Here is a 13901-nt window from a genome sequence, read left to right on the forward strand (position 1 = left end):
CCACGCTTCCCCGCAAGCCGACCGCCCTCTCCCCCACTGTCGATCCCTCTCTCCAAATTTGTCTATGGAAGAATTTTGCGCCAAACGCACATGATAACAATTTACATTTACATCCTCTATCACTAACCTCTCGCTCCCAGATGTTACCGCCCCCCAATTCGATACAAGGACAATCCAAAGTGAAACCCGCAAGACACCTCCTGCCCCTCGCCATCACCCTGCAAGCTGCCAGCGCCGCGGCCGCCGACGGGCTGGAAGAAGAAATCGTGGTCACCGGCCGCGCCCAGGAATTTTACCTGGAGAGCGAAACCCGCGTCGGCACCAAGGTGGCCACCGACATCATGGATATTCCACAGTCGGTGCAGGTACTCAGCGCCCAGTTAATGCGCGACCAGGCTGCGCGCCAGGTTACCGATCTTTACCGGGCCGTGGCAGGCGTCAGCGAATTCAGCTATTCCGGTGTGACCTTCCGCGGCTTCCGCGACGACGCCAACGTCTTCTACGACGGCGTGCGCGGCGATCCCTACTCCGGCTTCGGCGTACCGCAACTGTTCAACTTCGAGCGGGTGGAAATCCTCAAGGGTCCGGCCGGCGCCCTCTACGGCGGCGGCGAGCCCGGCGGCATGATCAACTATGTGTCCAAGAAGCCCCGCTTCGAGGAGGCCACCGAGGTCAACCTGACCCTGGGCAACTACGAGCGCCTGGGCGGCTCGGTGGACACTACCGGCAGCCTGGGCGAATCCGTCGCCTACCGCTTCGGCACCTTCTACGAGGAGCAGGACAGCTTTCGCAACAACGCCGACGCCATCAATCAGGAAGTCGCCGGCGGCCTGCTGTTCCAGTTGGCCGAGAAGACGCGCCTGACCACCACTCTCGACTACATCAACCAGGACCTGGGCGGCAATCGGCTGCGCGGCGTGCCGGTGGACGACGACGGCAACTTTCTGGTCGACCGCTCCTACAACGCCAACGAAAAGGACGATTTCCAGGACCTGGAGGCGCTGGTACTACAGGCGACCCTCGATCACCAGTTCAGCGAGGACCTGAGCCTGAGCACCACCCTGCGCCGCCTCGACAACGAGCGCGAACAGCAGTATCACGAATCCCGCAGCTGGGTGGAAGTAAACGGCGATGGCGAGGCAACCATCGACGACGGCACCATCAAGCGGGAGTATCGCAAGCAATACCGGGAAAATACCGAGACCAGCCTGACCGCAGATTTCGTCTACAGCCTGGACAACCAGGAGATTCTGTTCGGTGGCGACTACCACAGGGTGGACACCGACTACGACTACCACCGCGCCCGTTACGAAGCAGACGGCGTGGGCAACCTGAATATTTTCGAGCTGAACTACGGAGAGACGGATCCCTCCAGTTACAACCTCACGGATATGGGCAGCGACGGCGCGAAATCCAATCGCTACAGTGTTTACCTGCAGGACCAGATCACCCTGGGGCAGCGCTGGTCGGCACTGGTGGGCCTGCGCTACGACACCTTCGAGGATACCGAGAAATCTTCCGGCTATCGTTTCGAAGACACTGCGCTGGTCCCCCGCGCCGGCCTGGTATTCAAGCCGACGGACCACACTTCCGTCTACCTGAACTATTCCGAGAGCTTCCAGCCCATCGGCCTCGGTAGCCAGGAAGATGTCGACGGCGAGGGCAACCTGGATCCGGAAACCGGCGAGCAGATTGAACTGGGCGTGAAAAACGAATGGTTGGACGGCAGCATGATGACCACTTTCGCCGTCTACACCATAGCCAAGAAAGACGTGGCCCAGGCCAATCCCGAGGACGGCGGCCCCGGCGACGGCATCCCGGCCTTGGTCAACGTGGGCGAAGTGGAGAGTCAGGGCTTCGAGGCAACGCTGGTGGGCGACCTCAGCGATACCTGGACCATCACCGCCAACTACGCCTACAACGACACCAGAGTTACCCAAGCGGTGGAGGGAGCCTACTTCCGCAACACCTTCAACAGCGGCGACCGTTTCACCAACGCCCCCGAGCACCAGGCCGGCCTCTGGACCCGCTACGACTTCCCGTCGATCGACTCGTCCATCGCCTTCGGCGCCGACTATGTCAGCGAACAGTTCAGCCTCAGCGGCCAACGGGTCAAGCCGTTTACCGTTTTCGACCTGAGCTGGAGCACTGCCTGGAACGACACATTGGTGCAGGTGAACGCGAAGAACCTCTTCGACAAGGAATACGCGGTCAGCGGCTTCAACGAGCGCAACGGCCACTTTCCCGGGGAGCCGCGGGAGCTGGTGGTGCAGGTGACGCAGGACTTTTGACTTGGAACTTGACTGCCCTCTCCCCCTTTCGGGAGTGGGCCCGGGGAAGAGGGCTGTAGACCCGTGACCATCGACCGCCTGAAATGGTACCGCCTGCACAGCTGGGCCGGACTCAAGCTTTCGCTGCTGCTCAGCTTTGTCCTGGTCACCGGCACCCTGGCCACCGTCTCCCACGAAATCGACTGGCTCTTCAACCCGGCAATGCGCGTGCAGGCCCCGGTGGAACCGGTGGAATACCAGTGGGCGGCACTCTACCGCAGCGCCCGCGCGGCCCACCCGGAGGCGCAACTGTTGAGTATAGAAGCGCCCGTGGACAGCTGGTTTGCAGTGGAGGCCGTGGCGCTGGATGCGAACGGCAAGCGCTTTCGCATCTACATGGACCCCACCGGCAGCCGGGTCACCGGCACCGGCCGCTGGTACAACTGGCAGCGCTTCTTCCGCCAGGCCCACCGCCATCTGATGCTGCCGCTCGCCGTGGGCATTCCCATCGTCTGCGCCACGGCTTTCCTGCTGCTGATCGCCCTGGTCACCGGCATTGTCTGCTATCGGGGATGGTGGAAAGGCTTTGGGAAACTTCCTCGCAGTAAACAGCGCTCCGGCAAGGGCCGGCGCAAGGCGTCCCGCCGCTACTGGGGCCAGCTACACCGGTTGCTCGGCGTCTGGAGCCTGTGGTTTATTGTCCTGATCGCAATGACCGGGATTTGGTATCTGGCGGAACGCTGGGGCCTGCATGCCAGCTATCCCCCACCGGTCACCGCCCCCGCCAGCGACGGGCCAATCGAGCCGACCGAGGAAACCATCACCGCGGTCGTACAGGCGGCTCGGCAGATCTACCCGGAAATACGCATCCGTTCGATACTGCTGCCGAGAAAAGCGGGAGAAAGCCTGAGGCTGAGAGGCCAGGCAGAGGCCCTGCTGGTTCGCGACAGGGCCAACCAGATGGCATTCGATCCCCGCCGTGGCGAACTCCTGGAAACGCGCCGGGGCGACCGGCTGGGCATCCACCTGCGGATCTCCGAGGCCGCGGACCCGCTGCATTTCGGTACCTTCGGCGGGCGCACCAGCAGATGGTTGTGGTTCCTCTTCGGCTGCTTCCTCAGCGCCCTGTCCCTCAGCGGCGTCCACCTGTACGGCCTGCGCACGGTCAATTCCGCCCGCTCCGACGGCAGCAGCTGGCGCTTCGCCTGGCGCGGCATGGGGCACTGGAAATGGTTGGCGGGGCTGCTGCTGGGACTCTGCCTGGGAACAACTGCGGCCCTGTTCTCCTGATACCCCGGCGGGAGCGGCCCCCGGGAAAAGTCCACACGGGTAGCAGAAACAAAACGGGGCCGGTTTCGATCGGCAGTCGACAGCAACACGGTTGGGTGATCGGTGATCATCGCCCTCTCAACCGCAATGCTGTTCACTTAACGAATTTGCGGGCGAAGGTGTCGCTACCGGGGTTTACAGGTACCGCTGCCAGAACTCCGCCTGCCCGAATTCCTCGTCCAGCGCGTAGGGTTTGAAACCGGAGCGGCGATAGGCGGTCTGCGCCGGCCGGTTTTTCTCCAGTACCTCCAGCGTCAGCTTGCAGCAGCCGCGCGCTTTTGCCTCCCGCGCCACCCGGTCCAGCATCTCGGTGCAGACACCGCTGCCGCGGGCACCGGCACTCACCACCACATCGTGAATATTGATCAGTGGCCGGCAGGCAAAGGTGGAGAAGCCGGTAAAGCAGTTCACCAGCCCGACCGGTGTTTCTTCCCGGTAGGCGAGTGCGCTGAAGGCGCCGGGGAAATCCGCCAGCCGGTCCACCAGCTCCCGGCGGCAAAGATCCGACAACGGTTCGCCGCCGCCGAACGGGTCCCGCGAATACTCATCCATCAACTGCAGGATATCGGCGGCGTGGTCCGGGTTGCGGTAGTCTGCTATCAGTGTTGTCAGTTCGGTGGCCGTTTCGCGCATCGGCTCTCCCTGTATCATTGCGTGTTTTGATCGGCGGCCGTATCGCGGAAGCGGCGCTGGTAATTGCGCGTGCGTGTGCGTTGCGCCAACAGCCAGCGCACGCGGATACGGTGGCGGTTCAGGGGGCTGGCGCGGTAGGCGCGCCAACGACGCTGCGGTTTCCTGCAGATTCTCCTCGCCATCTTTCCTTTCCCTCCTCCAACAATATCCCTTGGCCTCTATCGGCAAAGTGGATACCCTAAAGACTAATGGAGCAACAGTCACATTGGGAGCTCCCTTGCGCCCCCTCGATCATCTACTGAAAAACAACCGCCAGTGGTCCCTCGCAACCCGCGAGGAAACGCCGGACTTTTTCCTGAAGCTCTCCGAGCAGCAGTCGCCGGACTACCTGTGGATCGGCTGCGCCGACAGCCGCGTGCCCGCCAACGAGATCGTCGGGCTGCTGCCGGGCGAGCTGTTCGTGCACCGCAACGTGGCCAATGTGGTGGTGCACACGGATCTCAACTGCCTGTCGGTGCTGCAATATGCGGTGGAGATTCTCAAGGTCAAACACATCATTGTCTGCGGCCACTACGGCTGCGGCGGTGTACAGGCAGCACTGGAAAACAACCAGTTGGGCCTGATCGACAACTGGCTGCGCCACATCCAGGATGTGCGCGACAAGCACCACACGCTGGTGGACCTGTTCGAGCAGAAAGAGCGCCTGGACCTGCTGTGCGAACTCAACGTGCTGGAGCAGGTCATTCACGTCTGCCAGACCACCATCGTCCGCGACGCCTGGCGCCGCGGCCAGCAGATTTCCGTCAACGGCTGGGTCTACAGCCTGCGGGACGGACTGGTGCGCGACCTGGGCATTTCCATGAGCGACCCGGGCCAGATTGCCGAAATCTACCACAGCGCCTTGACCAATATCGCCCAGCGGGATACCGAGTAGCGACTTCCCGACCGATTTTCCCTACACTCCCCAGCCAGATTTTTTGTTAACCCGGCCGCCGCCGGGTTTTTCTGTTGCCCGGGTTTTGGGGGATCAGATCAAGGAGCCGGAGCGGGGTGCGCCTTTCTGGGACACGCCGTGAATACATCCCTGTAGGCTTGTCTGCGAGGTCCCTCTCGCAGACAGTCCCAGAAAGGCGCACCCCGCTCCGGCTTGTGCCATCGACGAGTACCTCGCCACCCAAAACTCGAGTCTATTAGTTTTACGGGAGAACCGATGTCCGAATACCGCGTTTGGGAATGTCAGATCTGTGGCTGGATTTACGATGAGGCCAAGGGCTGGCCGGAGGATGGCATAACCCCCGGCACCCGCTGGGAAGACATTCCCGATGACTGGAGCTGCCCCGAGTGCGGCGCCGCCAAGGAGGATTTCGAGATGCTGCCGGTGGCGTCCACCGCCGCCGAGGAAAAGGCGCCCGTCGTCCCCGCCACCGCGGGGGCAGCAGAGAAGCCGACAGCCACACCGGCGCAAACCGGCAACCGCCTCTGGGAGTGCATGGTCTGCGGCTGGGTCTACGACGAATCCAGGGGCTGGCCGGAGGACGGCATAGCCCCGGGCACCCGCTGGGAAGATATCCCCGAAGACTGGTGCTGCCCCCAGTGCGGCGTGAGCAAGGACGAATTCGATATGGTGCTGGTATCCGAACCCGAGCCGGCACCCGAACCCGCCGCCAGCAGCGAAAGCGCCCTGCCCGCCGAGGGAGAGCCGCTGGTGATCGTCGGCACCGGCCTCGCCGGCTACAACCTGGCCCGCGAGTTCCGCAAACTGGACGAGACCACGCCGCTGGTGATGATCACCGGCGACGACGGCACCTTCTACTCCAAACCGCTGCTGTCCGCCTCCCTGACCCACGGCAAGACACCGCAGCAACTGGCCACCGCCTCCGCCGAAGACATGGCGCGGGAGCTGAACGCGGAAATCCTGGTGCGCACCCACGTCAACGATATCGACACCGAGTCGAAGATCCTGACCCTGGTGCCGGAAAACGGCAGCCACAGTGCCGGGCTGCGCTACGGCAGGCTGGTACTGGCCACCGGCGCCGGCTGCCGGCCGCTGCCGGCGATCGACGGCGACGGCGGCGCACGCCTGTTCCGCATCAACAGCCTGGGCGACTACCACCGCTTCCGCACCGCGCTGGTGGGCCGCCGCAAAGTGCTGCTGCTGGGCGCCGGCCTGATCGGCTGCGAATTCGCCAACGACCTGATCCAGGCCGGCTACCGGGTGGAGATGGTGGATCCCGTCGACTGGCCCCTGGCCAGCCTGCTGCCGGAAGCCGCCGGCCGCGACCTGCAACGCACGCTGGAGGGCGCCGGGGTGCGCTTCCACGGCAACAGCCGGGTCACCGCCCTCGAGCGCCGCGGCGCCGGCATTCGCGCCCGGCTCGACAACGGCGAAACCCTGGAGGCGGATATCGCCCTGGCGGCGCTGGGCCTGCAGGCCAACACCGGCCTGGCCGAGGCCGCGGGCCTGGAGACGGGCCTCGGCATCACCGTGGACCGCCGGCTGCGCACCAGCGACGCCGATATCTACGCCCTCGGCGACTGTGCCGAGGTGGACGGCCACCAGCTCTACTTCGTCGCGCCGCTGATGGCCTGCGCCCGCGCGCTGGCGAAAACCCTCGCCGGCGAGCCCGGTGACGTGTATTACGGCGCCATCCCGGTAGCGGTCAAGACCACCCTGCGTCCCACCACCGTCTGTCCGCCGCCCGCCGGCGCCGAGGGTAGCTGGCGGATCGAATCCTCCGAAGACGGCGTGCGGGCCGAGTTCCGCGACGGGGACGGCCACCTGCTGGGCTTTGCGCTGACCGGCGCCGCGATTGCGGCCAGGGAGGAGCTGACCGCCGAGTGCGCGCCCTTGATGGAGGGATAGCGGTTGCAGACCGTCCCTGTGGGAGCCGGCCGGACCGGCGCTGGAATCGGCCCGGAGGATTGCCCCGATCCCTCTCCCAAAGGGAGAGGGGAGAGCTGGCACGCCGGAGGCAAGACGCGCAAAAGAGGCTTTTTTGCCGTAGAATGGCCGCCGAAATGAAACTTGCCCAAAAAATGAACGACGGTATGACCACAGACAGCAGTACAGCCATCCCCTCCCCGGCCGACCAGAGCCGCGCCCTGCGCGACACCCTGGGACAGTTCGCCACTGGTGTGACGGTGGTGACCTGCCGGGATGCGGCCGGCCAGCCGGTGGGCATGACCGTCAACAGCTTCAACTCCGTGTCCCTGGATCCGCCGCTGGTGCTGTGGAGCGTCGGCAGGGAGTCCCTCGGTTACGACGCCTTCACCCGCGGCGAGCACTTTGCCGTGCACGTGTTGAAGGCCGACCAACAGCATATCTCCAACCTGTTCGCCGGCCGCGGCGCCGACAAGTTCGGCCAGGTGCACTGGCGGCCGGGCCCCGACCAGGTGCCGCTGCTGGACGACTGCGCAGCGCACTTCCACTGTCGCCTGGCCCAGTGTATCGAGGGCGGCGACCACACCATCCTGCTGGGCGAGGTGCTGGAATTCTCGGCCTCCGGCGGTGAGCCACTGGTGTTTCACCGCGGCCGCTACCGCGCCCTGGCCGGCGATTGAGCACCGGCCGCGCCGCTGCCCTCCTGTCAATAAGCCGCATTCAACGCCAAATTCCCGCGATTCGGGGCGCCGGTATGGTGAAGCTGTCATCCCGGCGTCATAATTCGGGAGCACACTGCCGTTTACGCTGTGTACCACCGCTCTGCGAGACCGTCACCCATGCAGACACCCGGCCCCCTCTTCTGCTTCGCTCACCGCGGCTACCGCCAGCGGGCCACGGAAAATACCCTCGAGGCAATCGCCCACGCGCTGGAATTCGATGTGGACGGCATCGAGATCGATATCTGGAATATCCGCGGCCAGTTGCTGGTCAAACACGATCGCCGCCTGGGCCGCCTGATCGCCGGCAGTGAACTGCTCACCGAGATGTGCCCCGAGGCCCTGCGGGAAAAACTGCTGCCCTGCGGCGCCCGCGTGCCCACGCTGCGCGAGGTACTGGAGCTGGTGGGCAACAACGTGCAGCTCAATATCGAACTCAAGGGCCCCGACTGCGCCGCGCTGGTGGCGCAGGAGCTGGAATCCTATGTGCGCGACAGCGGCTCCAGTTTCGAACAGTACCTGGTTTCCTCTTTCGACCACCGCCAGCTACACCAGTGCCTGCAGCGGATCCCGGAGGTGCGCCGCGGCGTGCTGATGCAGGGAATCCCCCTGGACCTGGCCGCCTGCGCCGAGCCGCTCAAGGCCTACTCCATGCACCTGAACCTGGATTTTGTCGACGCGGAACTGATCGCGGACGGCAGGCGCCGCGGGCTGAGGAATTATGTGTTTACCGTGAACAATATCGCCGACCTGCAACTGGTGGCGGCCATGGGGGCGGACGGGGTCTTTACCGACGAGCCGCAATTGATCATGGATTACAACGCGCAGAGGACGGCGGAGGCGTTGCTGCAACAGTCGCCGACGGCGGGCGGGGATTCGCAGCGCTCCGCCTGACGGGAAAACAGCCCCCCCGGCTTTATCCGCAACAAACGCTACCACCGCGCGGCCGTAGGAGCCTGCTTGCAGGCTCCTACGGGCCGAAATGTATGCGTAGGATAGGCAAAGCGCAGCATGTCCATCAGGGTCCTCGATGGGCACGTCGCTGCGCTCCTTTGCCCATCCTACAGACCGCGATCAACTCTGCGCGGCACTATCCGCTGTCGGTTCCTCACCAGCGGTACGTTCAGTCTCCTGCTTTTCCTCCAGCACCAACTGCTCGTTGCGCACACCGGCAATACGATCAAAGGCGCTGCGGCTGAGTTCGAACAACTGTTCGCGATCACCGCGGCGCACGTAGAAATGTTCGTCCGCCTGCAGAAACTCGTAGTCGAGTTCGCCACTGCCGGTAGTGACTTTCACCCGCACCGGCTCCGCTTCCGGCACTTTGGCGGCCAGTTTGCTGACGCGCAGGTTTTTGAGCGCGTCGGCCAGTTGCTCTGCCTCGCCGCTATTCAGCGGCGCCTCGCCGGCGTCGAACTGCCATTTGCCATCGCGCTTTGCCAGGCGATAGTCGGGCCCGTCAATGGCCTCCACATCGCCGGCGGCCAGCAGCTTTTTATCCAGCCAGTCCGCGGCTTTCGCGGGCCATTCGAAGCTGCTCAGCTCCACCGCGTAGACGGCGTCGTCGCCGTCGCTGCGCAGGTGTATTTTGCGAAAACCCGGCGAAGTGCCGAGATAGAATTCCGCGACCGCCTTTTCGCCGCCGGTATAGAGACGCAACCGTTTGCGGAATCTGTCTTCGGCCACCTCGAAGCGCTCGCGGCTGGAATCGGTGGTGGCCACCGGCCAGCCGGTACGCAGGCCCTGCAGTTTTTCCAGCAGGGTATCCAGCTTGTCGGCATTCGCCGGCAGCTTCTCCAGCTCCGGCAGCAGCCAGGTGTCACCCTGTTTGCGCAGGGTCACGCTGGCATCGCCGTCGCTGATCTCCAGCTTTTCGATCTGCCCGGTTTCCACCGCCAGCAGCGGCTCCCGCTGCTGTTGCATTTCCTGCTGGCGGTGCTCGCGCCAGAAGAGACCGGTGGCCAGCACCAGTTGCAGGGCGAGAAAACCGCTCAGGTAAAATTGCAGTTTTTTCATTGCTATTTCCCCGGAATTCTTTGAGAAAAGTGGCCGCGGCCCCTCCGGGCCGCGGGCAGATTCAGTTTGCCAACAGTTGCCGGTACTGCCGCCGGCGGGCGCGTTTGCGCAGTTGCTGCACCAGCGCTACCAGCCCCAGGGCCAGCAGCGCGCAGATATAGTTCAGGTATTCCCAGAACAACTGCGCCGAGTGATCCAGCGGCGGCAGGGTGCGGTTGAAGTGGCTGCGCGAACGGATCGACAACAGGCCCGCGTCCTCCAGCGCCCAGTCGACACTGTTGGCCACCAGTTGCAGCGTGTTCCGGTATTCGCTGCCCACCGCGGAGCCGGCCATGCCGATCACCTGGTCGCGCAGGAAATCGTTGGACGAGAACAGAATAATGCGCGCAGACTCCGGCGAGCGGCTGATCAGGGAAGGCAGGGTCTCCAGTTCCGCCCCGCCATCGGTTTCCCCGCTTTCACCGCCCTCTTCCGCTTCGCCGGACTGCTCCGCATCCGCCAATAGCGGCGATTCGCGATCGGCGAAATAGGAGTCGAAACGGCCGGCACTGATTGCGCCCAGCAGGCGCGAACCGGTTTCGCCCTGCGGCTCAAAGGTGCTTACAGAGCCGTTCACCAGTTGCGGCATCACGTCGGTGGACGACGACAGCCAGGCGCCTCCGGAGCTCTTCAGCAGTTCGGTGATTTCGCGCTCGGCGGACTTCTTCTTGTCCACCGAAATCGGCGAGGCCCAGCTCATAGTGGCCTGGGGCAGGTTGGCGCTGATGGGGTTGTCGGCGTTCAGGCCCTCGCCGCGCACATCGACAAAATAGGGGTAGTCGAGCATGCGCAGTTCCTGCAACTGGAAGCCGCCCACATTGCGGGTCACCGGCACCGGGAAGGCGCTGTTGCGCGGGTCCAGCACCAGTTTGTCCTCCACCTTCAGGCCCATATGCTCGAGCCATTTATCCAGGCCGCTATCCACCGGCGACAGGCTCAGGCTGCGGTTACTGAGGTCGGCACTGTAGGGCGAGGTGGCGGCGATCACGGTGCCGCCCTTCATCAGGAACTGGTCCACCGCGAACAGCTGTTTTTCATCCAGGTTGCGCGGCGACAGCAACAACAGGATATCCGCATTGCCGGACACGCGGCCGTCGCCGATATCCTCGCGCTCCACGTTCAGCTCGGCGCCCAGCAGTTGCTCCAGTTGCGAGAAGCGAGGGCCGCTGCGGAAGTGCTGGCCGCGACCGACGTTCTGCTCCGGCGCCACCATCGCCACCGTCTTGGTAAAGCCGCTGGCGAAACGCTTGATGGCCGACTCGAAATTCCGCTCCAGCCCCTGTTTCTGCAGATCGTCCAGCGATATCTGCACCACCCGATCGCCGCGCGCCAGGGTCAGGTAGAAATAGAAGGGCCTGCCCAGGAGTCCCGCGGCCATCGGCTGGAAGCCGTAGTCGGCGGCGATCTGTTCCGCCACCTGGCCGCCGCCGGCTTCCGGGTCGACGAACTCCACCGACAGGCGGTCGCCGGCGCTGTTTTGAAATGTCTCCGCCACCTCGCGCACCGTCTGCCGGAAGTCCGCCAGCTGCTTCGGCAACTGGTCATCGGCGGAGACATAGGCGGTAAATTTCAGCTCGCCCTCTACCGTGTCGAACAGGTTGCCGCCGGCCCGATAGCCGTGCAGCACCTTCTTGATGGCACTGGTCAGGTCGTACTCCGGGTTGCGCAGTTGCACGTCCACGTCCGTCTCGCTGTCCGCCTTGATTTCGATCAGGTCGCGGAAGCCGAGCACCCGGTGTTCATCGCCGTACTGCACCAGCACATCGAAATAGGAGCTGACGATGGAAGACTGGTAGCGGTCCGCCACCTGGAAGGGCACCGGTTCGATGCCGTATTTCTGGTTGGCCTCCTTTTCCAGTTCCGGCTCCCGCACCGGGTCGACGAACTCGACGCGCACGCGGCCCTCGCCGGCGACTTCGTATTCCCGCAGAAGGTCCTGCAACTGGGGCACCAGCGGCGCCAGTAGCGGGTGGGTCTTGCGGCTGAAATAGCCACGGATCAGCAGCGGCTCTTCCAACTGCGCCAGGTTGCTGCGGGTGGCGGGCGAGATGGAGTATAGGTCGCCCCGGGTGGCGTCGACCCGCAGGCTGTGGATCTGTCCCAGCCACAGGTTGGCCCCCAGGGCATTGGCCACCAGCAGCGCGGTGATCGCGCGCCAGCGGTTGCGGTTGTCGCGGTCGCCGCCGGCCCAGCGCTCCCTCTCCAGCATCAGGGTATTCAGGCTCAGGAACACCGCCACCAGGCTCAGGTAGTAGTAGAGGTCGCGCAGGTCGATCACGCCGCGGGTGATGGCGTCGAAGCGCGAGCCGGTGCCCAGCCAGTGCAGCCACTCGGCGACGCGGTTGCCGAACAGTTCGGTGACCAGCGGCGCGCCCAGCAGATAGAAGAAGCCGCACAGGGCCGCGGCCACGATCAGGCTGACGATCTGGTTGCCGGCGCGGGCCGACACGAACAGGCCGATACTCAGGTAGGCGCCGCCCAGCAGGAAGGTGGCCAGGTAGCCGGCCCAGACCGGGCCCCAGTCCAGTTCGCCGATCAGCGACACGGTCACCGGTAGCGGCAGCGTGATCAGCAGCGCGATCGCCAGCAGCGCCAGGCAGGCGACGAACTTGCCCGCCACAAACTGCCACAGCGGCGCCGGCTGGGTCAGTATATGCTCCAGGGTGCCGCTGCGGCGCTCCTCGCTCCACAGGCGCATGGTCAGCGCGCTGCACAGGAAGATCAGCAGCAGCGGCATCCACTCGAACAGCGGCCGCACGTCGGCGATATTGCGGGCAAAAAAGGATTCGCCCCAGAAAAACACGAACAGGCTCACCGCGGCAAAACAGGCCAGGAACAGGTAGGCCACCGGCGAGGCGAAAAACAGGCCGATTTCCTTGCCGGCGATGCGCCGGATCAGGGAGGGCCGATTGTTGTCAGGCTGCATGGCTCAGTTCCTCCTTCTGTGTGGCTCCCGCCTCGCTCACCTGGCGGAACAGGCTCTCCAGATCCCGCTGTTCCGGCTGCAGCCGGTAGAGATCGTCGCCGCCGCCGACAATGGCCGCGGCCACTGCCGCACCGGCGGTGCGCGGGTCGGTCCCTTCCTTCAGCGCCAATCGATAGTGGCCGGGCTCTTCCAGCGGCCCGGCGCTGTCGACGCCGTCGATGGCCTGCAGTTTTTCCCCTGCCTTCGCCGCCGAGGTTTCCAGCAGCAGGCTGTTGCCGGCGCGCAACTGGTCCAGTTTTTCGTCCACCGCCAGGCGGCCGGCACTGACGATCAGCGCCCGGTCGCACAGCGCATCCACCTCCTGCAGGATATGGGTGGACAGGATCACCGTGGCCTCGCGGGAGATCTCGCGGATCAGCTCGCGCATCTGCCGGGTCTGGGTCGGGTCCAAGCCGTTGGTGGGTTCGTCCAGGATCAGCAGCCGCGGCCTGCCGAGAATCGCCTGGGCCACACCCACCCGCTGGCGAAAACCGCGGGACAGGGTATTGATGGGCGAATCCAGCTTGGGCACCAGCCCGGTGGCCCGGATCGCGCGGCGAATCTCGGCGATCTTGTCGTCGCCGGCCAGGCCCTTCAGCGCCGCGGCGTAATCCAGGTAATCGGCCACCGCCATCTCCCCGTAGAGGGGCAGGTTTTCCGGCAGGTAGCCGAGGCCGCGCTGGATTTGTTTTGCGTGGCGGGCCATATCCAGGCCGTCGATACACACACTGCCGGCATCCGGTTCCAGGTAGCCCGACAGCATTTTCATGATGGTGGTCTTGCCGGCGCCGTTGTGCCCCAGCAGGCCGACAATCTCGCCTTTGCCAATGGCAAAGCTGACGTTGTCCACGGCCTTGAAAGTGCCATAGCAACGGCTCAGATGGCTGACTTTCAGCACCTTGTCCTCCTTATTGTTCAGAGTTGTGGAGAGGTTTTACTGCGTCGTTCAAAAATGGGAGAGAGGCGCCTGCGGCGGAGGCCGCGCGGCGAGCGGGCGATAGCGGGGAGAGACGATTGAGGTAAAAGGAGAGCCCGCCGGCCCGCAGCGG

11 protein-coding genes are annotated in these 13901 nt (G+C 64.4%); 6 read left to right on the plus strand and 5 right to left on the minus strand.

Annotated elements, in window-relative coordinates; all coding sequences use genetic code 11:
* The first annotated feature begins 179 nt into the window (after positions 1-179).
* Both OQE62_RS11775 and OQE62_RS11780 read left to right on the plus strand, forming a co-directional pair.
* Positions 180-2291 carry a TonB-dependent siderophore receptor gene (locus OQE62_RS11775; protein ID WP_265722236.1) on the plus strand — a complete coding sequence of 704 codons (2112 nt, stop codon included), beginning with the start codon at positions 180-182 and terminating at the stop codon, positions 2289-2291.
* 63 nt (positions 2292-2354) lie between these two features.
* The gene (locus OQE62_RS11780; RefSeq protein ID WP_265722237.1) at positions 2355-3560 is read left to right on the plus strand and encodes a PepSY-associated TM helix domain-containing protein; all 1206 of its coding nucleotides are present in this window, start codon (positions 2355-2357) and stop codon (positions 3558-3560) included.
* Positions 3561-3734: 174 nt separating this feature from the next.
* Here OQE62_RS11780 and OQE62_RS11785 read toward each other — a convergent pair whose 3' ends face one another.
* Positions 3735-4232, minus strand: a complete 498-nt coding sequence (locus OQE62_RS11785) for a GNAT family N-acetyltransferase (RefSeq protein ID WP_265722238.1) — start codon at positions 4230-4232, stop codon at positions 3735-3737.
* 14 nt (positions 4233-4246) lie between these two features.
* The gene (locus OQE62_RS11790; RefSeq protein WP_265722239.1) at positions 4247-4414 is read right to left on the minus strand and encodes a hypothetical protein; all 168 of its coding nucleotides are present in this window, start codon (positions 4412-4414) and stop codon (positions 4247-4249) included.
* A 95-nt stretch (positions 4415-4509) separates the two neighbouring features.
* On the opposite strand from OQE62_RS11790, the gene can reads away from it, so the two are divergent.
* From can to OQE62_RS11810, 4 genes are all read left to right on the plus strand, one after another.
* Positions 4510-5166: a carbonate dehydratase gene (can, locus tag OQE62_RS11795; protein WP_265722240.1), complete on the plus strand. Its 657-nt coding sequence runs from the start codon at positions 4510-4512 to the stop codon at positions 5164-5166.
* Positions 5167-5442: 276 nt separating this feature from the next.
* Positions 5443-7095 carry an FAD-dependent oxidoreductase gene (locus tag OQE62_RS11800; RefSeq protein WP_265722241.1) on the plus strand — a complete coding sequence of 551 codons (1653 nt, stop codon included), beginning with the start codon at positions 5443-5445 and terminating at the stop codon, positions 7093-7095.
* Between the two features lie 155 nt (positions 7096-7250).
* Entirely contained in the window at positions 7251-7793 is a 543-nt protein-coding gene (locus OQE62_RS11805) for a flavin reductase family protein (RefSeq protein ID WP_265722242.1), read from the plus strand.
* A gap of 159 nt (positions 7794-7952) precedes the next feature.
* A complete protein-coding gene (locus OQE62_RS11810; protein WP_265722243.1) occupies positions 7953-8726 on the plus strand; it encodes a glycerophosphodiester phosphodiesterase in 774 nt (257 codons plus the stop codon).
* Positions 8727-8906: 180 nt separating this feature from the next.
* Here the strand turns inward: OQE62_RS11810 and OQE62_RS11815 are convergent, their stop codons facing one another.
* The 3 genes from OQE62_RS11815 to OQE62_RS11825 all read right to left on the minus strand — a co-directional run bounded on the left by OQE62_RS11815 (position 8907) and on the right by OQE62_RS11825 (position 13750).
* Positions 8907-9848 (minus strand): DUF4340 domain-containing protein, encoded by a 942-nt coding sequence (locus OQE62_RS11815; RefSeq protein ID WP_265722244.1) that lies wholly within the window; start codon positions 9846-9848, stop codon positions 8907-8909.
* A 61-nt stretch (positions 9849-9909) separates the two neighbouring features.
* On the minus strand, positions 9910-12813 hold the full coding sequence (locus OQE62_RS11820) for a Gldg family protein (protein WP_265722245.1): 2904 nt from the start codon (positions 12811-12813) through the stop codon (positions 9910-9912).
* Positions 12803-13750, minus strand: coding sequence for an ABC transporter ATP-binding protein (locus OQE62_RS11825; protein ID WP_265722246.1), 948 nt, complete (start codon positions 13748-13750; stop codon positions 12803-12805). The genes OQE62_RS11820 and OQE62_RS11825 overlap by 11 nt, the downstream gene beginning before the upstream one ends.
* Positions 13751-13901: the final 151 nt, after the last annotated feature.

The sequence above is a fragment of the Microbulbifer halophilus genome (assembly GCF_026183675.1).
GTDB lineage: Bacteria > Pseudomonadota > Gammaproteobacteria > Pseudomonadales > Cellvibrionaceae > Microbulbifer > Microbulbifer halophilus.

What these genes read in the sequence shown, in the direction of transcription:
- OQE62_RS11785 (WP_265722238.1), bottom strand. Translation starts at nt 4,232, where the DNA reads ATGCGCGAAACGGCCACCGAACTGACAACACTGATAGCAGACTACCGC.
- OQE62_RS11790 (WP_265722239.1), bottom strand. Translation starts at nt 4,414, where the DNA reads ATGGCGAGGAGAATCTGCAGGAAACCGCAGCGTCGTTGGCGCGCCTAC.
- OQE62_RS11800 (WP_265722241.1), top strand. Translation starts at nt 5,443, where the DNA reads ATGTCCGAATACCGCGTTTGGGAATGTCAGATCTGTGGCTGGATTTAC.
- OQE62_RS11805 (WP_265722242.1), top strand. Translation starts at nt 7,251, where the DNA reads ATGAAACTTGCCCAAAAAATGAACGACGGTATGACCACAGACAGCAGT.
- OQE62_RS11810 (WP_265722243.1), top strand. Translation starts at nt 7,953, where the DNA reads ATGCAGACACCCGGCCCCCTCTTCTGCTTCGCTCACCGCGGCTACCGC.
- OQE62_RS11815 (WP_265722244.1), bottom strand. Translation starts at nt 9,848, where the DNA reads ATGAAAAAACTGCAATTTTACCTGAGCGGTTTTCTCGCCCTGCAACTG.
- OQE62_RS11820 (WP_265722245.1), bottom strand. Translation starts at nt 12,813, where the DNA reads ATGCAGCCTGACAACAATCGGCCCTCCCTGATCCGGCGCATCGCCGGC.